The sequence below is a fragment of the Spartinivicinus ruber genome, assembly GCF_011009015.1.
Taxonomy (GTDB): domain Bacteria; phylum Pseudomonadota; class Gammaproteobacteria; order Pseudomonadales; family Zooshikellaceae; genus Spartinivicinus; species Spartinivicinus ruber.
Genome location: NZ_CP048878.1, coordinates 5,507,128 through 5,528,536, shown reverse-complemented (window position 1 = coordinate 5,528,536; position 21,409 = coordinate 5,507,128). Strand labels below are relative to the sequence as shown.

Genomic DNA, 21,409 nt, shown 5'->3' with positions numbered 1-21,409 from the left:
AATGAAAAAAACAGTTATTAGAGTATGTACGTTTCTTGTTGCTCTAATTATTGTTGGGTTGGCTACTAAAATAGTAGTTAGCCCGAGTAAAAAAGAACTTGCAAAAGTTAAGGTTGCTGAGAGTGATGTAAAAATTATTAGTGAAAAGTTGCTTCAATATAAAAGGTTGGTAAATAATTTTCCAAATGAAGATGGGTGGTATTTAGCCTTAAAAAGTAAAAAAGGACTTGGTGATTTTTCCACAGGTATTGGTTTAGTTAATAATATTCCTGTAGATCCTTGGGGAAATAAATACATATATCGACGTTTGAAAAGTGGAATAACTTTTGAGGTTATTAGTTATGGAGCTGATGGAAAAGCTGGCGGAACTGGTACTGCTGAGGACATAAAAATAGTGATTGATAAGTGATTTAAGAAGCTGTAACAAAGGCCTGATGATATGGAGTAATAGAATATTAGTAGACAGGCATAGAAACCTTTTTAGCTCTTGACGCGCCATGGAGGGCACTTCAGTAGTGGCAGAGGAATATTCTAGTGCTTGATATCAAACAAGAAATTTAACGCAGAGGAAGCAGAGTATGAGCTAAAAGCCTTGAGTAGCGGCTGGGGAGACAATTACCCCACAGTATACTAATAATGGCAATTACATTGAGTTAATCTCATTCTTTTCCGATAAATGAGCCATTAAACAGTTTATTTAGCTACACAAAGTGCAGCTAAAAGGTGATTTCTACCAATTAGAAGCTTGGGACTGACTTTTTTTTGCCCCAAGTCTACGTTAAGTGATGTATTACCTTAATCCCTTTTTTTTGCAACAATTAGTTTAGCAATATACAGCTCGTTATCAGTATTGCTCGAAATTGCCAACCGTAAGGTTGTAATATGTTCTGGAACATGAATATCATTATCCAGCCATACGAAACCTTGGTCATTGATATTACGCTCTGACAACTTCAACCAGCGCTTAACTTGCTTACCTGTATCTGGATTAATAGCGGCTAATTCATAATACAACCATAATGTAACTTTGCCTGGTTTTGCTACTCTTACTTGAGATGCAACCTTATAGACTTGCTGGGCTTCAATAGCACAGCTTAAGTCAAGCCCTACTGTTGGAAAATATTGATTATCTGTTACTTTTAGAAGATTTAAAGTAGACAACTTTGTATCTGTATTTTCTATTATTGACAACTCACTACTGTCATTCCATCCAAAAAGGCCATTAAAGTTGTCAGGATCACTATCAAAATCGTCTTTTCCGTAGCCTGTACTTCTGTTGTATAGAGACCATATGTTGTCCAAAGATCCTGAGTTAGGAAACTTTTCATGTGCCATAGTTGTTAGTGGAGTATAATGAAGGGCTAGTTCAGAGATGCTTCGTTTGCTGGGAGAACAAAGATTAGCTATTTTTGCTGCCATTTGGTTTAGGGATCTAGATGCATTTTCTACAGATGAACCACATCGTAAGTACAAACGACTACCAGACTCATTCATACAATCAATGTTTGGATTAGAGAAATAAGGAAGTGTTTTACCTCCGAGTTGTTGTGCATAAGACATGATCGTGCCATATGGTTTTTCTGATTGCCAATCCATATAGCCATAAGAGTAATCAAAAGGAACATCATCTTTTTTATGGCCATAGTTTTCTACATCGATGGCCTCATTCAAGTAGTCATCAAGGGATAAAAGCCCATTCTCTTTCAAATAATTTTGATAAAGACTTTCTTTTTTCTTTTTATTGATGAAATCATTTTTCTGCTGTTGTACAAACTCATCGAAGCTCAACAAAGGATAAGGCTGCAAGTTGTCTTCATCATCAATGGAATTAGCATAGTAAGAGTAATACTCACGGGTAATAATTGATATGTCTGATGTAAGACCGTGGTGTAAACCCATAAGATGACCTAACTCATGTAAAAACACATATTTTGGATTAATCTTTAAACTGTTGGTAGCACTTGATGTGTTGATACTTAATCCAACTGAAGCGAAAGAGTTTAGATTATCAGCAATGCTATATAGTTGTTGGTTTATGCTAGAATTTTTGACTGATGATGAGGCTATGCCTTCCGAACCAGCATAAAGAACTACTCCTAAGTCTGCCCCATAATAACTACGTAATTGATGCGTACGCTGGTTAGAAATCAATTCATTAAGAATTTCTTCATAGGTAAGCTGCTTTTTATCTTTTGTTTCTTTTAACCAGGGAGCATAAGCTTGGTATACCAAATTAAATCGAATATTCACTTTACTATTAATAAATACTTGATTTGAAAAATCAATATAGCCAAGTATTTCATCTTCTATAGAAGATGATTGTTGATCAAAATGGCTTTTTATACTTTTTGGGTAAAGCACCATGATGTCAACGGTATGTAAAGGTTCTGCAGATAATATCTCTGAAAATAGTGTAAAAAACAATAAGTATATTATTGTGGCAGATTTATTTCTTCTTCTTTTCTTCATTTAAAGTTTACCTTAATAATAAATATAGATTATCCAGATAAGTAACTTAGTAATAGACTTTCTAAAGCGGTAGTAACAGAGAAATAGTCATCTTGTATCATCATTATTTTGGTGGATTAGATATGTAAATATTAGTACTGGCGAATGACTAAAAGTTTTTCTGACGGAAGTTGTAACTCTCTCATGACCGACTAGTATTTCTATTTAAAATCCACCGGAACACCCGCTATTACGGTTAGACTTATCTTTTATTCTAACATCATCTTTTGTAGATGACTTTTTACTTGAGTTACTACTAGAGCAATTACCCATCAATAATGCCATGACTACAACTACTGTATTAAATGCAGCATCTGCAACAATAGTAAAAGGCACAGCTGCGTACAATAAAAGTTCTTTGTCAATAGAAACTCCATTTATCTTTTTAACTTTTTTTGGTTTTAGAATTACTACTTTATTTTCATAGATAATAGGATCTGGAGATGTTAAAATTAAATAGTTGTTAACCGGATTTTCTTTATTTACTATGTACAAAGCTGACTTTTTGATACTTTTAGTAAGTTCACTAAATTTTTTAGGTTTTGTTTCTATAACTGGTATTAAATTCTCATCCTTTGCTTTGCTTTGACATCCTAGTGAGAAGCTTAGATTATCCATTTCATGAACTATAAAAAAATCGCTTTTGATGCTTGAGTTTTTGGATATATTTTCAGGACTTAAATCTATAGAATAAGTGTATTCTTTCTGGGTAAAGTCATTACTATTTTTAAGTGTAAAACATACTGAGAGTTGATTGTTATTTTTTAAGCTTGCTATTTTCACATAATTTATTTGAGGTGAAGAGTAAGAATAATTCCACTTTGCTCTAGCTTGATTTGCTACTTCCAATGTTTCGCTTGTAATTATACAACCTGTTAAAGCAGAAGTTAATAAGAATATAAAACAAAAAAGTAAAATTTTCATTATAGTACTACTTGGGTCTAATAATTTAAGTCTAGTTAAGCATATAAACAAAGTTTTAGATAACACTTGTTTAAATAGCAAACCGGAATCTTTTAATATAAAAGTTAGGAAATACCCAGTTTGTTGCTAAGCGCTATTGTAGGAAATTATATTATCTGAGAGTACTCGATCAGAGTTGGGCTATTCAGTATATCTTCTCAGCAAGTATGGTTAGTGATACGGTTAATGACATAACAAGCTCATTTGTTGTATGAACTCATAAAAGACTCAGATTGCAAGCCCGGGATATAGTATACATAATTAAATAGGATGCAATGATATTTACATATTCTTTACAAAGTTTACTGAGTAAAAAATAAGCACTACTAAGAAAAATATAATAATTAGTAGGTTATTATGGTTTTTTATAGCTGAGTTTCTTATTGATAAGTAAATCGATTATTTACATACTATTATTAATCTTAGTTATTGTAAAAATATGAATTGACGTTACTTAATGTTTTACGATAAGATCTTCTCATCGCACAATAATTTTGGTTAAATAGTATGCATTCTCTTAATAAGATTAAAATAACTAGTGCTTTAGCAGTTATATGCTTACTGTATTTTCTCTTACATAATTTTATTATTTATATTTTTGGAGAGCCATTTACTGTCAGTGATAAAGTTTCTAGCAATGAGCTATGGTATATATATTGTTTTATTGGAATAGAATTAGTCTATCAAACAATAGTAGTTTTACTGATAGTTTTATTATTTATTAGATTTTATAAGGGAGAAGCACTTTGCTGTAAAAATATAAATTATATATTCTGTATAGGATGGATATTTTTGCTTTATCCCGTATATTCTCAAGGCTTTGATTATTTACTTAATATAGGACAGTCACTAAATAATGTAGATTTTACGATCGCTATAAATTTAGTTATTTTGCCACTAGCATATAGTCAACATATTATTTTCGGTATAATTTTATTACCTATTGCATATATATTAAGGCATGCTAGTTTAGTCAAGTCAGAGTTAGATAAGTATATATAAAAGGAAATTTATATGCCTATTGAATGCAATATACAAGAATTACTTGCAAAACGTAAGTTGAAGTCAAAAGAACTTGCAGAAAAAATTGGCATAACTCCTCAAAATCTATCAATACTGGCGAATAATAAAGCTAAAGGTATTAGATTTTCTACACTAGAAAAGCTTTGTGAAGTACTTGATTGTACTCCTGGAGAAATTATCAGTTATGTATTAAAAGAAGAATAGTAAGGTATAGTTTGTAGTTAAATATTGGAAATATCAAAAGCAATATTTTAAACTTATTTTATAATTTTGAAAAAAATATGAAGTCTTTTTATATAAGTAGTAACATTCTATCAGGAGAGTTTTTGTGATTAAAAAATCGTATTTAATATTTGTATGCTCATTACTACTTTCAAGTCAAGGGTGTAGTCAAACAAAACCCTCACTTACTTCTCTAGAAAAGCCAAGCATAGAGATTATTGAATTGAAACCAGGGTATAACCCAAAAAGTGGTATCATTATTGAAGAAGAAAAAAATATAGAGAATTATGAAAAACGAACAGAAAAAAAATTTCCTGTAAGTAATGATGATATAAATACATCATATCCATTTGAGGATCAATCCCCAAAAAATGGGGAAGCAAAATTTAGAATATCTTTTTAATTAATATGTGAGTTATAAGATAGATTCTATTTTATTATTGAAAAATATTTGTGATGCTATTTTTTTGTATTGAACATCCTTTGTTTCCATTGTTTTTTGATTGCAGCAAATAACGATTTGTTTTTTTTGGATGATCTAATGGGGGGCCTTTATATACTGCATTTTTTCTTTGCGTAGCATTAGATTCAGATAGACTACTTGAATTAACCTGAATAATAGTAGGTGTTAATAAAAAAGGAACTATTTTGTGTTTCATTAGTAAGCTATACCTAACAAGTTTTATTGGTATTGGATTTTATATAGGTAACTGTACTGGGAATATAGGCTCAATAAAATAGTGTGATATTGTTCTCAATCATTTACAAAGATAATAATACAGTATTATTATACTTTAGTATAAATGCTTGGTGTTAATCTGATAAATAAGTAAATATACTTACAATTTTGCTGTTTAATATATTTTTATAGAAGTGAGGCTTAACAAATTTTCAAACTACACAAAACTAATCCGCGTTGTTAATTTTAATGTAAATAATATTATTAAGAGTTACTTATGTGTAATAGATTTATTGGTTTTGTTTTATTTTTTACTGCTATAGTTGCTTGTGCAGGAAATAATACGCATGTAGTTTTTATTGATCCCGGGCATGGTGGGGAAGATTCAGGGTATATTAGTTCAGGAGGTATGGTTGAAAAGGATATTACTCTTAGTGTTGCTAGAAAAATAAAAGAAAAATTGAGTAGTGGAGATAAATTAAAAGTATTTCTAACAAGAGAAAATAATGGATATGTAGGTTTAAGGAGTAGGGTTAAAACAGTTGATGATTATAAGGCATCATTAATGATCTCGGTTCATACTAGCGAAAAGGCCTGTAAAGGCAATAAGCCATTTTGCATAAATATATACTGCTCTACTAAGAGAAATAAAAAAAGTTGTGAATTAGAGAGTTCTATTTTTGATTCATTAGTTTTTGATGGAAACATTGACAGTGAAAAAATGATGAATGAAAACTTTATAATCTTAAAATCAATGGATGTTCCTTCTGTTATAATTGAATTTGGTGAAATAGATACATTAAAAAAATACAACCTCTTTAAAGATAATTATTTGAGAAAAGCAATTGATAGTATAGGTAATGGAGTAGTTAAGTTTTTAGAAGTAAAAACCTAGTGATGTTAAATTTTAGTTGGTAATGTATAGGGCTTATTATGTTGTTTTAGACAAAAAATGGCCTATAAACTTTTCCTGAAGCCCCTAAATTTGGATAAGGTTCTTAAGAAATATGCAATAAAAAATAAAAAAAAACTAAATATTTGTAAAGTAATTAATTGGATCTTTGTGGGATAATTATTGGTATCTAATCAAAATAGCCTGTAACTATTTACCTTTAACTCAGTACTTTATCAGTATACACTCTCTAGTGAAAACCAGCTAAATCACTGCTATTACTTAATTATCAAGGCTTTAACTTTTCAAGGAGAGGATTTGTTAATGATGATTGACTGGGATGCCTACCAAAATAGTGGTTTTTTTGATGAATTGATTGATGCTGGTGGTCAACCTCGCCAGTCTGGTCAGGCCCTGGTTCGTTTTTTATCAGAATTAACTGTCGAAGAAATGGACGCTGCTCGTGTAGCAGCTGAGCTTGCTGTGAAAGAAATGGGGATTACATTTACAGTTTATGGCGATGGAAGTTCTATTGACCGAGCCTGGCCCATTGATATTATTCCTCGTATTATAAGCAATGAGGAGTGGCAAAAGGTTGAAGCAGGCTTAGTACAACGCGTACAAGCGTTAAACTTGTTCATTGACGATATTTACCATGAACAAAACATCATCAAGGATGGTGTATTTCCACAGGAGTTAATAAAAAAATCTGTTAATTTTCGCCCCCAATGTGTAGGGATTAGCCCCCCAAAAGGAGTTTGGGCTCACATCTGTGGTACTGATTTGGTCAGGGATAAAGATGGTACTTTTTATGTGCTGGAAGATAATTTACGAGTACCTTCTGGGGTTTCCTACATGATTGAAAACCGCTCGGTAATGAAGCGGGTTTTTCCTGAATTATTTGAGCAAATCTCAGTGTTGCCAGTTAATGATTACCCCTCTCAATTATTTGATATGTTGACCGCGATGTCACCAAGGCCATTAAATACACCAGAAGTGGTGGTTTTAACGCCTGGTATGTATAACTCGGCGTATTTTGAGCACTGTTATCTGGCCCAGGAAATGGGCTGCGAATTGGTGGAAGGCCGCGACCTGGTCGTAAATGATGACGACTGTGTGTATATGAAAACTGTTGCTGGATTGAGGCGGGTTGATGTCATTTACCGGCGAATTGATGATTTATTTCTTGACCCAGAAGCTTTTAATCCCGACTCACAGTTGGGAGTTGCCGGCCTGTTAAGAGCCTGGAAAAAGGGTAAAGTATCATTGGTCAATGCACCTGGAGCAGGGGTTGCTGATGATAAAGTGGTATACACTTATGTACCTGAAATGATTCAGTACTATTTAGGTGAGCCAGCAATTTTACCTAATGTAGAGTCTTATCGTTGTTATGAGTCTGATGACTTTAATTATGTTGTAGAAAATATAGATAAACTGGTGGTGAAACCAGCTAATGAGTCGGGAGGCTATGGCTTGTTAATTGGCCCCAAATCCACTCGAGAACAACAGCAGCAGTGTATTGAACGAATAAAGGCTGATCCACGTAATTTTATTGCCCAGCCAACCTTAAGTTTATCAACTGTTCCTACTTTGGACGAAGAGCAAGTGGAAGGACGACATGTGGATTTAAGGCCTTTTATTTTATCTTCTGGAGAGCAAACCTATGTGACAACTGGTGGTTTAACACGGGTTGCGTTGGTAAAAGGTTCTTTGGTAGTGAACTCCTCTCAAGGAGGTGGGAGTAAAGATACCTGGATTGTAGAAGAGGAGGGTGTGTAAATGCTGTCGCGAGTCGCTGAAACTTTGTATTGGATGGCTCGTTATGTTGAGCGCGCCGAAAATATTGCCCGGTTAATTAATGTTAACAATTTACTATTAATGGACTTACCTAAAGGGGTTTCCGCAGGTTGGGAGCCATTGATTGACATTATTGGTAATCGAGAACCTTTTCTTGAATTATATGATGACTTTTCTGAAAATAATGTGCTTGAATACCTGGTTATTGATAAAAATAACCCGTCTTCTATTCTCCGTTCATTATTGGCTGCACGGGATAATACTCGAACTGTAAGAGAAGTAGTGCCTCGTCAGGTGTGGGAGTCAATTAACCGCAGCTATTATTTTGTGAAAGAAAATGCTCAGGGGGCATTAAGCAAGCGTGGTCGTTTTTTCTTTATGAAGCATGTGGTAGAGTTTGCTCATTTAACATTTGGCGCACTAGAAGCAACTTTAAACCACGACTTAGGTTATACATTTATCCGTTTTGGTTCACTATTAGAGCGGGCGGATATGACTTCTCGTATTATAGATGTCCGTACAGCCCGGCTAGTTCATAATCAAACCTCCCGCCCTTTTGAAAATATTCAGTGGATGAGCGTTTTGCGTTCATTAAGTGCTTATCAAATGTACCGCCAGCAAATGGGCGTGAGAGTAAGTCCTAAGGAAGTATTAGAGTTTATGCTACAAGATATAGTTTTTCCTCGTTCAGTTTTATTTTGCTTAAATACTTTGAGACATCTTAGTGAGGATATGCCTAATAATAGAGATATAATAGATAGGGTAGAACATAGTATTCAGGAGTTGCGCGCGCAGGATGCAGCCAAATTAAAGGCAGATGTTTTACATCTTTACATTGATGAACTACAAGTGGATTTGGCTGAAATTCACCAACAATTATCTGAACAGTATTTTCTGCATTGAATAAAATAAAAGGCAATATCATAATTGTTTTATTAGTTATTGGTTGCCTTATTTTATTGATAATTGCTTTGTTGTTTTACAGGTCAGAACGAGAAATCGCAGAAGTAATTTTAACTCGACAATCTTATCAGTGTACTGAAAATAGTTGTCGAGTTAAATACAATATCTTAAGTCGAGCAAATGTAAAAAAGCGTGCTTTGATAGTTATTTCTATTTTTACACCAGAAAATAACGAGAATAGTTTTATAGAAGAACGTCAAAGTAAACTAATCTCTCCTAGAACATATAGCTTTCACTATTATAAATATTCATACCATAAGTATAAACCGGAAAATATTAAAGTTAAGTTAGAAGAAGTAAATAACGTCAAGCATAAGTGAATATATACTTATATTTGGCGAGTTTTTTGAAATGTTTTCCTAAAGTTATACCAATAAACTACAATAAACCAGCCCATCAATATATGGGTGTTTGATTTTTACTCAAAGCTGATAGTAGATATAATTAGCTGTATATAATCAACTATTTTGGAGTAGTTTATTCATGAAGAAAATAATATCAACACTTGCGGTATTAGTAACAGGCGCACTTAGTGTAACTGCTAACGCAACGGAAAACTCCCTGGAAGTCAAATATGTTAATCAATATGACTTGGTTTGGTGGGATAAGAAGTCAGGTGGGAAATACAATGGTAGCTACTATCGTCCTAAGCTTTCTGCCGGCTATTATCGATTAGGACATTATGCTAAATCAGGGTATAGTGCTCCAACTGAATCTGTTGTTGTTGTAAAGGAGTTAAAGGCTGGTTCTTTAGCTAAGCCTGTAGGATATACTCGAATTTGGAAAGACTCTGGTTCTGGAGCAAAGTGGAATGGTTCATTTTGGAAGCCCAATCCACCTACTGGATACAAGTGTCTTGGAGTTGTATCTCAACGTGGGTATCATGAGCCTTCCACGGATGAAGTGAGGTGTGTAAAGTCAAGCCTTGTCGTTGCAGGGAAAGCAGGCAAAATGACCTGGAATGATAAAAAAACAGGCGCTAAAGATAACTTTGGATCATGGAAAATAGTACCAAACCATCCTGATGGTTTGAGCATGAATTTATTTATAGGTTATTCAAGCCATTCAGCTCCATCATCAAGCCCTTTGTTTAATGTTTTAAATAGAAATATTGTGGCTGATCAACAGCTTTCAAAAAATGAAGTTATTAATTTAATTAAAAAGCATGGTCCCATTTTATATCTCCATCCAAAAGAGAAATACAAGTTAGACTCTCCATTTTACTATATGGATAATGCTTGGTTAGTTAATGAAAAAGGAAATAAAATTCAGACATCCTTTGCTACGTTTAAGAATGACTATGATTATATAAAGTCTGCTGGTAATATTAGTGGGCGTGCTGTTAATAGTATTTGGCTTAAGCCCAATAACTCATCTGCAGTAAAGTCAGGTAATATTAATAGAGCTAAAACAATAGTACATGTTAAGAATGTTTTGCCTGGTTATACTGATATCCAGTTTTGGTTTTTTTATTCTTACAATGGACCTGGCACAGCAAAAGTTAGGTTAGGAGAAGTATATAGTAATATGGGTGAGCTGAAACCATTTGGTGAACACACTGCTGATTGGGAGCATGTAACACTTCGATTTGAAAATTCGTCTAAAAAAGTAACCTCAGTTTACTTTGCTCAGCATAATTATGGTGAAGTTAAGCTAGCTAATCAAGTTGATTGGGATGGAAACCATCTGGTTATGTACTCTTCTAAAAATGGGCATGCTAGTTATTCTAGTGAAGGAAAAAATTCCCATCGTGTTCTCCACAAATGTACAGGAAGAATTTTAGGGCAATGCACAGGACATCTAGATGTTGATTTGCTTAATTATACAGATAAAGGTAATCGTTTTAATGCTTATAAAACTGATAACTTTTATGTTGTAAACTACGAACAGGCTGATTGGGCTGAGCTGGAATTTAGATGGGGGCCTACAAAAGAAGCAAGAATGTCTGTTAACCAGGCGAGAAAGGTTGCAGTAGATTTCTTTGGGCCTTTTATTGGTAATTCTTTAGCAGGGATAGTTGGTAGTTCATTATTTTCTTACTTCTACAGTCAAGATCAAAATGCTCCAAGTAATATTGGTACAAAAGGTAGTTGGGATGACAATGAGTTCTAGTATATAAATTCGGTATTTTTATTGACAAAAAGGCTCTGTTAAAGGAGCCTTTTATATTGAGTCCTGTTGGTCATTATCTGATTGTTGGTTATAGAGTATCCAATAAGTGATTTGCATCAAATAGTTATAATTGAGTGGTTTTAAATATGATTGAAGATCAGAAAGTTAGTGAATTTCTTAATGATGTTGCATTAGTTTCCTCTAATCAATTGGATATTATTAAGTCTATTCGAAGACTATTTAATAAAGCTAGCCGGGAACTGACTGATGAAATCAAGTATGGAGGATTAGTTTTTGTTAAATCAGGCTCATTGGTAGGAGGTATTTTCCCTTATAAACAACATATATCGATTGAATTTAGTAATGGTGTAAACTTGGCTGACCCATCAGGGTTGTTAGAAGGTAAAGGCAAAAGAAGAAGACATTTAAAAATATATGACATGAAAGACATCAAAGAAAAAAATGCTGATTTTTACATAAAACAGGCTGTAAACGAATGATGCATTAGAGTATTTGAAGATTTCATTTCAAGTAAATTTCAGTCTAATTACGACAGTAATATTAATCAAACTAATCTCAATTAAGAGAAATGAAATGTTTGAAATTAGCACTACATTAGAAGTAAACCCTATCTCTAAAACGATACTTCTGAGGCAGATTCTATTAGTGTGGCATTGGATAGAGCCAAAATACAAAGAGAAATAGGTGCCATTTCTACTCGCTAAGTGTCTTATAATACTACTATTAGTGAAAGCATTGTAAGAGGGATCACCAATACTATATCTAGTGCTTCTTTAACTGCTGCAACCGTATCATCAACCTTTAACAGGATGAAATTCCATTATTGCTAGTGTCTCTTGATGATAAATAATTAAAAGATACTGTCTTAAAAAAATTATCTGATGACTGTAGTTAGTTTATATTAAAAACAAAAAAAATATATCATATATAGTTGCTTCTCACTGGCTTGAAACCTGCTTTTGAATAAGTGCTATATCAAGCAGTAAATATTAATGAGGAGTAATTATGCGCAGTTTATGGTATACAGCGGTATTTGCCGCCATGTTCTCGGTTGTGGGCTTAAATGCTCATGCAAAAACCCCTGACGGTATGACACCAGCTGAAGAGACGGTTTGTGACGTCTTAATAGATGCTACACCTGGTTTATTTGGCTTATGTAACGCTTATTGTGAGGCTCAGGACTTAGGACCTGATTCTGATAAAAACTCAATGGAGCAGCTGTTGAGTAATTACAATAAGAAAAAAACTGAAAATGATCCTGACATGCCTTGTCTAGATAATAATGAACCTGAGCCTGAACCAGAGTGTCCTTGTTGCCATTTAGCTGAAGGCTTACCAGAGGTATGTACCACTCAGGAAGATGATGAAAACTTTATTATGGTGTCATTTGAAGGGGGGACTGCAACTGCTGATATAGCAAATGGAGTTTGTACATTTACCGATACAGTGACAATGGAAACAGTTATAATGCAATCAGCAGAGGATATTGAGGTATGCTATACCATTTTGCAGCGCTGTCCTCCAGTAGAGCCACCTGAGCCTCCGACTCCACCAACAAGATAAAATTGCTTTAATTAAAGCCCCTTGTTTCTATAATGAGGGGCTTATATGTAGTACCCAATAGATGCAGCTTTTTCTTTTTCCTCCTAGCCTCTTCTTGTTTGTTTTTTGACCTTTCTTTAATGGGAATATTATTTAAAGGAATCATTTAAAATTTTACTTGACTTCTCTCAGTATACCTCAACATAATAAATCAAGTCTTATTTGAATTTATCAAGTTTAACTTGGTCTGATTTAGTGTTGATTTCATTACAGAGAAGGGGTTTTTATGGACAAGATTGCAACAATCGCGCGACGTTGCCGAGTTTTGTTCTCTATTCTTGGTGTGGTAATGTTGGTTTTTACATTATCTACTTGGGCATTCATCACGCCAGACCTGGCCGGAATGTTTGGTGTTACTTATCCAGTAACAATTACTCCTTTAACTAAAGGATTAGGTCTACTTGTTTCATTTATCCCCCTCAGTATTATCTTTTATGGATTGTTTTTATTGATTAAATTGTTTAAAAACTATGAACGTGGAGAAATTTTTACCTTAATGAACGCCATTATCATGCGTAAGATTGGGTTATTATTTTACCTGTGGATTATATGTCAGGTTATTTTTTCAACACTATTTATATTGGTTTTAACTTTTCAAAATTCACCAGGGGAAAAAATACTTCAAGTAACTATTGGCTCTGATAGTATTTTACCCTTTGTTGTTGGTAGTATTATTATTTTGATATCCTGGGTATTGGTTGAAGCTCAGAAAGTATCTGAAGACCAAGCATTAATACCCTAATTGTTTGAGGTAAGCAGGTAGAATGGATAATGGATGAGGTCACTATAAAGCTTGACGTTATGCTCGCAATGCGAAAAATGCGCTTAAAAAAACTTGCTGAACTTACTGGGCTATCTGAACAAAATTTATCCTTGATAAAAACAGGAAAGGCGAGGGGAATTCGTTTTTCAACACTCTATCTAATCTGTAAGCATTTGAATTGTCAGCCAGGTGATTTATTAGAGTGTCATTATGACTATGATACTGACACTAAGTAGAAAGGAAGTTAAGAATGAGAAGATGTATATTATTACTATTGTTAGTATCAGTTAATACAACTGCGGAAGGCTTTTATAAATTATTGGCCAAAGCAGCTGAAGAGCGCACTCAATATAATATCACTTATGATGGCTCATATCATGTAATTGATTACCCCAATGGTGATGTACCTGAGAATATTGGTGTTTGTACTGATGTTGTTATTAGAAGTTATCGAAAGTTTGATATTGATTTACAGCAAGCTGTACATGTAGATATTAAAAAGCAATTTAATGCATACCCATCCAAGCGCATTTGGGGTTTATCTAAACCAGATAAAAATATTGATCACCGAAGAGTACCCAACTTACAAACTTTTTTTACTCGAAATGGTAAAAAATTGTCAGTTTCAGAAAATGGCAATGATTATAAACCAGGTGAATTAGTTACCTGGATGTTGCCTGGAAACTTACCGCATATTGGTATTGTATCTAATCAAAAGTCGGCTGATGGTAAGCGTCCTTTAGTGGTTCATAATATAGGCGCAGGACCTGTGTTAGAAGATATGTTGTTTAGTTATGAAATAACAGGTCATTACCGATACAAACCTATATCCTTCAAGAAAAACTTTTAAGGTTTGTTGTCATCGCCCTTCAAAAATCACTCGTTTCGGCTATAACGCTTACAAATCTATGGATTTAAATAATAAACTAGTTGAAGTAACTACAGGCGTTACGGATTTTACGCTGGCTATTGTTGCTGTAATGGTGGTAATTCAATTGTGGCGACTACATAGTTTAAACCATTGGAAAGTAGCACTATGGTGTTCAGTAGTAGGTTTAATTGCTATTGCAGCTCTATTTGGTGGTTTTGTGCATACTTTTGAATTGTCAGCTGATAGCCGCCAGATGCTGTGGTTGCCTATTAACTTAGCCCTTGGGTTAGCTGTAGCTATCACAGGGTTAGGGGCAATATATGATTTTTATGGAAAAGAATCTGCACAAAAACTATTACTAGTTGCTTTAGGTATTGGGATAGCTTTTTTTCTATTAACCCTCTTGCTGGCTAAAGGCTTTATTGCTTTTGTTGTTTATCAGGCTGTTGTTATGTTTGGTGTGATAACTGCTTATTTAATCCTAGCCATTCGCAAGCAGCTACATGGGGCTGGCATTATAGCATCAGCAGTTGGGTTAAACATGGTTGCTGCTATGATTCAGCAAAGCTCATTATCTATAACACTGGTTGTGCCATTTGATCACAATGGCTTATTTCACCTTATTCAAATGGTGGCGATTTATGTACTTGGGTATGGATTAAAAATAGGACTAAAAAAATGTAACCAATAAAAAGGATGGCAGTTTTGAGAAACTGAGAGATAGAAATAAAGGAGAGATAGTACTGACCTAAACTCTCCTTTATGTTAGTAAGAGAATAATACTTTACTAACCGGTAGCTAAACCAGCAATTGCTCCAGCATCCATAGCAGTATTACCTTCCATATAATTAACTAATAATTATCAAAATAGCACAATATATACCCTTAGCTAATATTTTATTGGTATTGACTAAGTGGCAAGTTCGTTAAAGGTTTGACTGATATCCTTGACGGTAGTCCAAGGTAAAAGCTTAAGTATTTTAATGCCGTTGCTTAGTTTAAGTGGTTTGGCAAGTCCATTTTGTAAATAGACAACCAAGTAAGGGGTACACATCTGTTGAAGGTTTGAATAGAGTTGAGAATGTAGAGTGATTTGATTAATTAGAATACTGTAACAATCAAAGCTCACCTGGTCTGAATCTTTACTGCAAAAAGACAAACTGGTTAAGAAAATATTGTAATGATTACTTGTTTCAATTTCCAGCCTTCTTAAGAATTCATAATCTCTGGCAGAATAACAATGGTTATCACTCATTATGGTTATGGTGAGTTGGTGCATAGGTTACGTGAAGTAAAAAACCTGCTTTACTGATAGGTTCAACATAGCATATTTGCTATGTTACTTTGATGAAATTACTGTGAACTCTAATCAAGATATAAAACATATCAGAAAGTGAAACTGTTTTTTATGTGGTTTAAATGATAATTATTATCATTAATTGTAATTACATAAGGCTATTTTCATATATTAGAATATTATTGTTTCCTAAAATTGGTTAATTACAGAGCATTTTTTAATAATTATAAATTGAATTGCTTAATTGTCTGACTGTTTTTGTAATTTTTTATAATTTGTTTGTGTTAAATTCATCACTTTTTTCAGAAAGTTATAAATTTTCGACTAATTATAAAAATAAGTATTTACCGAAATAGATTAGACTGATTCTGCTCTATTAATAAACAATAACTGAATGAGCAAAAAATAGACGACTTATTTTGTCTATTAGATATAGTCAATACAAATAATTAGTCTGGAGTGCCGATGGGGTTAGCAAACGTCTCAACTTATAGTCCAATTCAATTAAGTAACACAACACACCATACTTTGGCTGCTGATATGAGCAAAGTAGTGGCTGCACTTAATAATCGGATTTTGGCAAATGTCAAGCCAAGTAAGCTTGAGGCAGTGCAAGGTACACTGAAAAAGATCCAGACTACAGTTGATGCTAGGTTAGAAAGCAATGGCGGCGATAATTTACTTTCTATTACTGAAGTAGCAGTAATATCAAAACAATTGTCTAAAGTGGCTAAACAAATTAACAACCCTGATTTACATAAAGTCACAGGTTTGTTAGCGGGCCACTTATTTGCTGATTGGTTATCACAAGCACGTGTAGATATTGAAGCAAGCTTATATAATCAGTTAAAACCCCTTGGTGAAGTAGGCGCTGCCAAAGTCAAGTCGTTAAGAGTTGAAGTAAAAGGTGGTGGTAACGTTTACGGAGCAAATTTAAAGGGCAGCATTGGTGGCGAGTATCAAGATATTCTGGATGCTGATGATGAGGGGTTATTTTTTCGCACCAAAATTAAAACAGTGGATATTGGTTTAAATGCGGGCGCAAATGTTGGTATTGCTAAAGTGGGTGGAGGCGTTAAAGGTGCACACTCTCGATTTACTTTTGAAGAATATAATAACATTAAAGCCTATGTGCATATGGAAGCACATAATTTAACCAGCCTTAATCGTAGTGATTATGAACTTAAACAGACAGCAAAGCACTTTTCTTGGAGAACAATTGGTCGTTTTATTTCTAATCACTTGCCGGGTCAGGTGGGCTCAGAGTTAAAACTTTACCAAAAACAGTTACAAAAGGCTGTGAATAACCAGCATGAACTAAATGATTTGCTAAAAAGTCAACTAGGCTTATCTGCTAAAGTAGTAGCAACTCCACCACAGTTGCCAGAAACACTGAGGGGGTATATCTATAAAAATGCAGGCAGTATTGATGGTACTGCTTCTATTGGTATTCCTTCAACAAACTTTTCGGCAGCTGCAGGATTAACAATAGCTAAAGAGCAAACCGAAATTTTTGAGTTTGTACCCAGCCATTTCTGGCGTGTTATTCAGACGAATGCAGAACGAGTAAAAGAGCTGCCTGAATCGCTAGTAAAATATGGTAAGCAGTTGTTGGCACAAGAGGATACGACATTACCTGCCTTCGACAAAGCATTAGGTGCCCTGGAAAAGCTGAAAACTGAATTTGATGATTATATAACAACTGTCCAAAAATACGATGCAGGTGATACAAGCCTGCATAATTATAAACATCAGATTGAATCCCAGTGGGGTGCAAATGGTCGTCATGAACTGTTAAGAGCAATGCATGGAGCATTTGCTTTATTTGGTGCTGAGCTGAAAAAAAGTGCACAGAGTGAAATAGACCCAGTAGAGGCAAATGCCAAATTAGCAAAAGCGACCACGGAGATGGAGCAATTAGCACCTCAATTGGAGTCACCACCTATTGAGCATTCACGACAAAAACTAGAAAATATAGCCTCATTTAAACAATTAATTCGTCTAAGTATTGCAGATACAAAAGCAGCTTTTAATGTGTCTGCTGGCCCTGCATCTATAGAAACATCTATATTGAAACGACATCGTGTTCATCCAAGTCGGCTACGCCAGGGGGATTACATAGATCTTGAGCTAAAAATACAAGGTACGGCAAGTGTTGGGGATGTTACTGGTTTAATGGATACCGTAACAGCCAAACTAGCTGAGGGATACCCCGGTTTGGTTGATCCAGAAACCTTTAAAGGGGAAGTCAGTACTTTTTTCCAAAATAATGTTGATCTTGCTGGTACAGGGGCATTACGGATGATGGTTCGTTTTTTTAAACCTGGTTATCAACAGGCTATAGGCGACTCCCATTACCATCAACAACTTACCCGATATTTGTTTAGTAAATCTGGTTCTGTTGGTGTAGGTGGAAGTATTCCTGTTGCTTCTGGTGCAGATGTAGGAGGGAAGATAAAAGCCACTCATTATGATACGCGGGTATTAGGAGAGCGTATTGCTGATAACACCTTAAGTTATGTGATGACGCGACATAACCGTTTTTTTCGCAATAATGAAATAAACAGTGGTTGGCAAGATTTTCTTAAGGCTCATGAGGGTGAAATTAAAGATTTATTTCGTAATTTAGGTAATACTTCTTCTGATGTACATAAAGAAGCCCAGCATTGGCTTAGCGAGCTGGTGACAAAAGCAAACTCTTTTGAGGCTAAATCAAAAGCGATAGCATTAAAAGAAAGTTTTAACGAGGCCATGCTTCAAGTCAATAATCACCCAGATAACCCAGAATTTGTAGATAAAGCCAAAGAAGTGTTTAGTCAGTTTTTGACTGATCAAGTAAAACCTTGGTGGGATGAACATCAAAGTAATTGGACTAGCTTACCTTATAGCGATGGCAGCTCATTGACTGACCGCTTGAAAGCGAATTTGAAAAATATTGGTACTAACCTGTTAGCTCAAATTAATCATATAGGTCATGTGTTGCAGGGGCGCTTAGTGAACTTAAAGCCTGCCAATGATAGTGCTAGTAGGCTGTTTAAGCAGGCTGTTGGTATAGATGTAGACAACATTAAGCCAAGTGTGCGGAATGACCCATTAGATCAGCTTCATGCTGCTGCTTGGCAAACTAATCCACTATATCGGCCCCAGGTATTTCATTAAAGTATTCGGGGTAGGTCTTCTAGGGCCAAGTAACTCCATTGGAGCAATCGTATAGGGATCACTACTCGATTCTTGGTAAACCTTAACAGGCTCTTTGACTACAAACACTTTACCTTTGCATAATTTACCTTCCCCCTTTTCTTCACCAATGACTCTTTTTAAGAATTGTTCATCACTGGTTTCAACCAATCCTGATGGTGGTTTAGCTACATGACTTATACAGCTACTGATATTTACAATTGTAGTGGCACTAGTTGTATATTCAGCAATAAGCTTGGTGTTGGTATAGACAGATAAGAGGACTAAACTGATTGGCAATAAGTTGCTTATTCATTAAGTAATTTTTCTTAATTATTCATGAAATTATATTTACTTGTTATGAAATCTAAAAACTATTTTTTATGGAATAAATTTGCAGTTATCTATTGTTTTTCTTTTAGCAAGGGTTTATTAGTTATATTTATGCTTTCTTCAACTAAACTTGTGCCAATATATTAATAATTGTCATAAATAAAAGCACATAGAAAAAGCTGGTTAGATAATGGAGATAACTTGTAATGTAAATATAATCTTTAACTGTACCTTTAAATTAAAAAACTTATCTGTAATATAAAGTAATTACCTTCGCTATGCATACACTTAACCATACTCTATATTCAGAAGAGGACATCAAGTGAGGGGAAGTGGCTTGGTTCTCTAAAAAGTCTTCAAAATGGTGATGTTTCAATAACAGCATAGGCCAATGAGCAAACTGTTACTATTTCTGATTTTATTCCCTATACAGGTTTTTTCTAAACAACTAGACCGATTATTATTGGTCGGTTTAGAAGATAGGGCAAGCTTTCCTTATAACTATACGGCTAATGAACTCAATAGTGCTAATCCTGGCATACTTATTGATATGACAAGAATGATGGCAGCACGCCTTGGGCTAAAGGCTCAATTTATAGCAGAACCCTGGAAGCGAAGTTTAAAATCATTACAAAGGGGACGAATCGACCTACTTTTTAAGGCAAGTTTTAAGGTAGAGCGATTCCAGTATGGGCGTTATCCAATGAGTGGAGATAAACTAGATAAAAGCCGTTATATTACAAAGATCAGCTATTATCTTTACACAATGAAGGGGAGTAAGGTGAGTTGGAACCCTAATACCCAGCGTATTATCAATTTAACTAAACCTGTAGGAGCTCCTTTGGGCTATTCAATTGTAGGTAAATTAAAGCAGTGGGGTGTCAAGCAAGTTGAGGAAAGTAGGGGAACGGAAGTAGATTTGAGAAAACTCATTCAAGGCAAACTTTCTGCTGTTGCAGCTCAAGAATATCCTGCAACTTATTTTTTGAATCAATACCCTATAGAGTTTAAGAAAGTTATCCAGTTGACACCTGCTCTTGTTTCACAAAGCTACTATATGTTGATTTCTTATCAGTTCTATCAGGAGAACCCTGTACTTTCTGAAAAAATATGGGATGAACTAACTGTTATTAGAGAATCGTCTGAATATCAATTTATACTTAAGCGTTATTTACATTCAATCCCATAACCATTTTCTATACTTTAATCAGCTATTCAACAAAATGGTATTTACGTTTTATTTTTTTTAATATTCCATTTTGCTTCATTTTTAAAAGTTCTTCATCATAATTTTTAATAAGCTTATTTAATGATGGGTAAGAAGAGGCCTTGACAAAAAGGTTATAATAAGGTTTAACCTTTAAAGGTTTTTTTAAATATGTTATTTTTTCTGAAATACCTTTTTGATGAGCTTTATATAGTGCTGACATTGTTTCTAATGGTACAACATCCAATCGTTTGTTGACTAACTTGTTTAGTTGTAGGTCATCCCTAGGAATTATTTGTATATAAGGATATGACTTACTAGCTTCCCAAAACTCTTTAGTATAAGACTTACCTGATGAGGCACCTACACGCCATTTTTTTAGGTCACTGTATTTTTGGAAGCTGATTTTACCTATATCTTCCTTTCTAATAAAAAAATTCCATGCAACTGTTACGTGAGATTCTTTAGGATATAAAAGATATTTTGTTCGTTCTTTTTTATATGAGTAAGTCATCAGAATATCCATATCTCCTTTTTTCCACATTATTTCGACTCTTGGAGACGAGTCTATGAGTACAACAACATATTTGTGGCCTAGTTTATTCAAAATATGGTTGAGTACATCAATATCAAACCCTTTAGGTTGGTTGTTTGTGTCAAGATATCTCATTGGAGGGGCAGGAATTCCCACTATAACTAACTTACGTGCTTGTGTAAAAAATGCCATTTGTAGTAGAGCTAACGTTAAGAGAACATGCTTAATATCTAGTTGCACAGCATCTTATCCTTAGGGGTACAGTATATTAGAATATATAGTTGAATATTTAATGTTTTACCCTTTTTATATGTGGAGATGTCTGCTATCCCACTTAGGACTATAGTTGGTTCAGGCTAAACTATTGGACAATTATCGCGAATGAGAGTTAATTTGGGATGGCATATATGCCAATAAAAATAAGATGGTTCTAAATTAGCAGGA

General features: G+C 34.3%; 22 protein-coding genes. 16 read left to right on the top strand and 6 right to left on the bottom strand.

The window, feature by feature from the left end; all coding sequences use genetic code 11:
- Window position 1: 1 nt before the first annotated feature.
- Window positions 2-409 (top strand): type II secretion system protein GspG, encoded by a 408-nt coding sequence (locus G4Y78_RS25025; protein ID WP_163835600.1) that lies wholly within the window; start codon window positions 2-4, stop codon window positions 407-409.
- A gap of 386 nt (window positions 410-795) precedes the next feature.
- Here the strand turns inward: G4Y78_RS25025 and G4Y78_RS25020 are convergent, their stop codons facing one another.
- Both G4Y78_RS25020 and G4Y78_RS25015 read right to left on the bottom strand, forming a co-directional pair.
- Window positions 796-2,469, bottom strand: a complete 1,674-nt coding sequence (locus G4Y78_RS25020; RefSeq protein WP_163835599.1) for a zinc-dependent metalloprotease family protein — start codon at window positions 2,467-2,469, stop codon at window positions 796-798.
- A gap of 204 nt (window positions 2,470-2,673) precedes the next feature.
- Complete coding sequence (locus G4Y78_RS25015) at window positions 2,674-3,432, bottom strand: hypothetical protein (RefSeq protein WP_163835598.1); 759 nt, start codon at window positions 3,430-3,432, stop codon at window positions 2,674-2,676.
- A gap of 546 nt (window positions 3,433-3,978) precedes the next feature.
- Here G4Y78_RS25015 and G4Y78_RS25010 point away from each other — a divergent pair.
- The 3 genes from G4Y78_RS25010 to G4Y78_RS25000 all read left to right on the top strand — a co-directional run bounded on the left by G4Y78_RS25010 (window position 3,979) and on the right by G4Y78_RS25000 (window position 5,119).
- Window positions 3,979-4,473: a hypothetical protein gene (locus G4Y78_RS25010; protein WP_163835597.1), complete on the top strand. Its 495-nt coding sequence runs from the start codon at window positions 3,979-3,981 to the stop codon at window positions 4,471-4,473.
- 12 nt (window positions 4,474-4,485) lie between these two features.
- Window positions 4,486-4,698 carry a helix-turn-helix domain-containing protein gene (locus tag G4Y78_RS25005; protein ID WP_163835596.1) on the top strand — a complete coding sequence of 71 codons (213 nt, stop codon included), beginning with the start codon at window positions 4,486-4,488 and terminating at the stop codon, window positions 4,696-4,698.
- Between the two features lie 124 nt (window positions 4,699-4,822).
- Complete coding sequence (locus G4Y78_RS25000; RefSeq protein WP_163835595.1) at window positions 4,823-5,119, top strand: hypothetical protein; 297 nt, start codon at window positions 4,823-4,825, stop codon at window positions 5,117-5,119.
- A gap of 34 nt (window positions 5,120-5,153) precedes the next feature.
- Here the strand turns inward: G4Y78_RS25000 and G4Y78_RS24995 are convergent, their stop codons facing one another.
- Window positions 5,154-5,375 (bottom strand): hypothetical protein, encoded by a 222-nt coding sequence (locus G4Y78_RS24995; RefSeq protein WP_163835594.1) that lies wholly within the window; start codon window positions 5,373-5,375, stop codon window positions 5,154-5,156.
- Window positions 5,376-5,672: 297 nt separating this feature from the next.
- Between G4Y78_RS24995 and G4Y78_RS24990 the strand changes: the two genes are divergently transcribed.
- From G4Y78_RS24990 to G4Y78_RS24945, 10 genes are all read left to right on the top strand, one after another.
- Window positions 5,673-6,290 carry an N-acetylmuramoyl-L-alanine amidase family protein gene (locus G4Y78_RS24990; RefSeq protein WP_163835593.1) on the top strand — a complete coding sequence of 206 codons (618 nt, stop codon included), beginning with the start codon at window positions 5,673-5,675 and terminating at the stop codon, window positions 6,288-6,290.
- A 321-nt stretch (window positions 6,291-6,611) separates the two neighbouring features.
- Window positions 6,612-8,066: a circularly permuted type 2 ATP-grasp protein gene (locus G4Y78_RS24985; RefSeq protein WP_163835592.1), complete on the top strand. Its 1,455-nt coding sequence runs from the start codon at window positions 6,612-6,614 to the stop codon at window positions 8,064-8,066.
- Window positions 8,067-8,987, top strand: coding sequence for an alpha-E domain-containing protein (locus G4Y78_RS24980; RefSeq protein WP_163835591.1), 921 nt, complete (start codon window positions 8,067-8,069; stop codon window positions 8,985-8,987).
- A gap of 543 nt (window positions 8,988-9,530) precedes the next feature.
- Entirely contained in the window at window positions 9,531-11,159 is a 1,629-nt protein-coding gene (locus G4Y78_RS24975) for a Vps62-related protein (RefSeq protein WP_163835590.1), read from the top strand.
- A 146-nt stretch (window positions 11,160-11,305) separates the two neighbouring features.
- Window positions 11,306-11,659, top strand: a complete 354-nt coding sequence (locus G4Y78_RS24970) for a DUF1801 domain-containing protein (RefSeq protein ID WP_163835589.1) — start codon at window positions 11,306-11,308, stop codon at window positions 11,657-11,659.
- Between the two features lie 526 nt (window positions 11,660-12,185).
- A complete protein-coding gene (locus G4Y78_RS24965) occupies window positions 12,186-12,743 on the top strand; it encodes a hypothetical protein (RefSeq protein WP_163835588.1) in 558 nt (185 codons plus the stop codon).
- A 265-nt stretch (window positions 12,744-13,008) separates the two neighbouring features.
- A complete protein-coding gene (locus G4Y78_RS24960; RefSeq protein ID WP_163835587.1) occupies window positions 13,009-13,524 on the top strand; it encodes a DUF2975 domain-containing protein in 516 nt (171 codons plus the stop codon).
- A 29-nt stretch (window positions 13,525-13,553) separates the two neighbouring features.
- On the top strand, window positions 13,554-13,781 hold the full coding sequence (locus G4Y78_RS24955; protein WP_163835586.1) for a helix-turn-helix domain-containing protein: 228 nt from the start codon (window positions 13,554-13,556) through the stop codon (window positions 13,779-13,781).
- 14 nt (window positions 13,782-13,795) lie between these two features.
- Window positions 13,796-14,395, top strand: coding sequence for a DUF1287 domain-containing protein (locus G4Y78_RS24950; protein ID WP_163835585.1), 600 nt, complete (start codon window positions 13,796-13,798; stop codon window positions 14,393-14,395).
- Between the two features lie 58 nt (window positions 14,396-14,453).
- Window positions 14,454-15,107, top strand: coding sequence for a DUF6962 family protein (locus tag G4Y78_RS24945; protein ID WP_163835584.1), 654 nt, complete (start codon window positions 14,454-14,456; stop codon window positions 15,105-15,107).
- A gap of 219 nt (window positions 15,108-15,326) precedes the next feature.
- Here G4Y78_RS24945 and G4Y78_RS24940 read toward each other — a convergent pair whose 3' ends face one another.
- Window positions 15,327-15,671 (bottom strand): hypothetical protein, encoded by a 345-nt coding sequence (locus G4Y78_RS24940; protein WP_163835583.1) that lies wholly within the window; start codon window positions 15,669-15,671, stop codon window positions 15,327-15,329.
- Between the two features lie 507 nt (window positions 15,672-16,178).
- Here G4Y78_RS24940 and G4Y78_RS24935 point away from each other — a divergent pair.
- Window positions 16,179-18,872 (top strand): hypothetical protein, encoded by a 2,694-nt coding sequence (locus G4Y78_RS24935; RefSeq protein ID WP_163835582.1) that lies wholly within the window; start codon window positions 16,179-16,181, stop codon window positions 18,870-18,872.
- Here G4Y78_RS24935 and G4Y78_RS24930 read toward each other — a convergent pair.
- A complete protein-coding gene (locus G4Y78_RS24930; RefSeq protein ID WP_163835581.1) occupies window positions 18,846-19,190 on the bottom strand; it encodes a hypothetical protein in 345 nt (114 codons plus the stop codon). The genes G4Y78_RS24935 and G4Y78_RS24930 overlap by 27 nt on opposite strands.
- A gap of 496 nt (window positions 19,191-19,686) precedes the next feature.
- Here G4Y78_RS24930 and G4Y78_RS24925 point away from each other — a divergent pair, with 496 nt between their 5' ends.
- Window positions 19,687-20,412, top strand: a complete 726-nt coding sequence (locus G4Y78_RS24925) for a substrate-binding periplasmic protein (protein WP_163835580.1) — start codon at window positions 19,687-19,689, stop codon at window positions 20,410-20,412.
- A 22-nt stretch (window positions 20,413-20,434) separates the two neighbouring features.
- Here G4Y78_RS24925 and G4Y78_RS24920 read toward each other — a convergent pair whose 3' ends face one another.
- Window positions 20,435-21,205, bottom strand: a complete 771-nt coding sequence (locus G4Y78_RS24920; protein ID WP_163835579.1) for a substrate-binding periplasmic protein — start codon at window positions 21,203-21,205, stop codon at window positions 20,435-20,437.
- Between the last annotated feature and the right edge of the window lie 204 nt (window positions 21,206-21,409).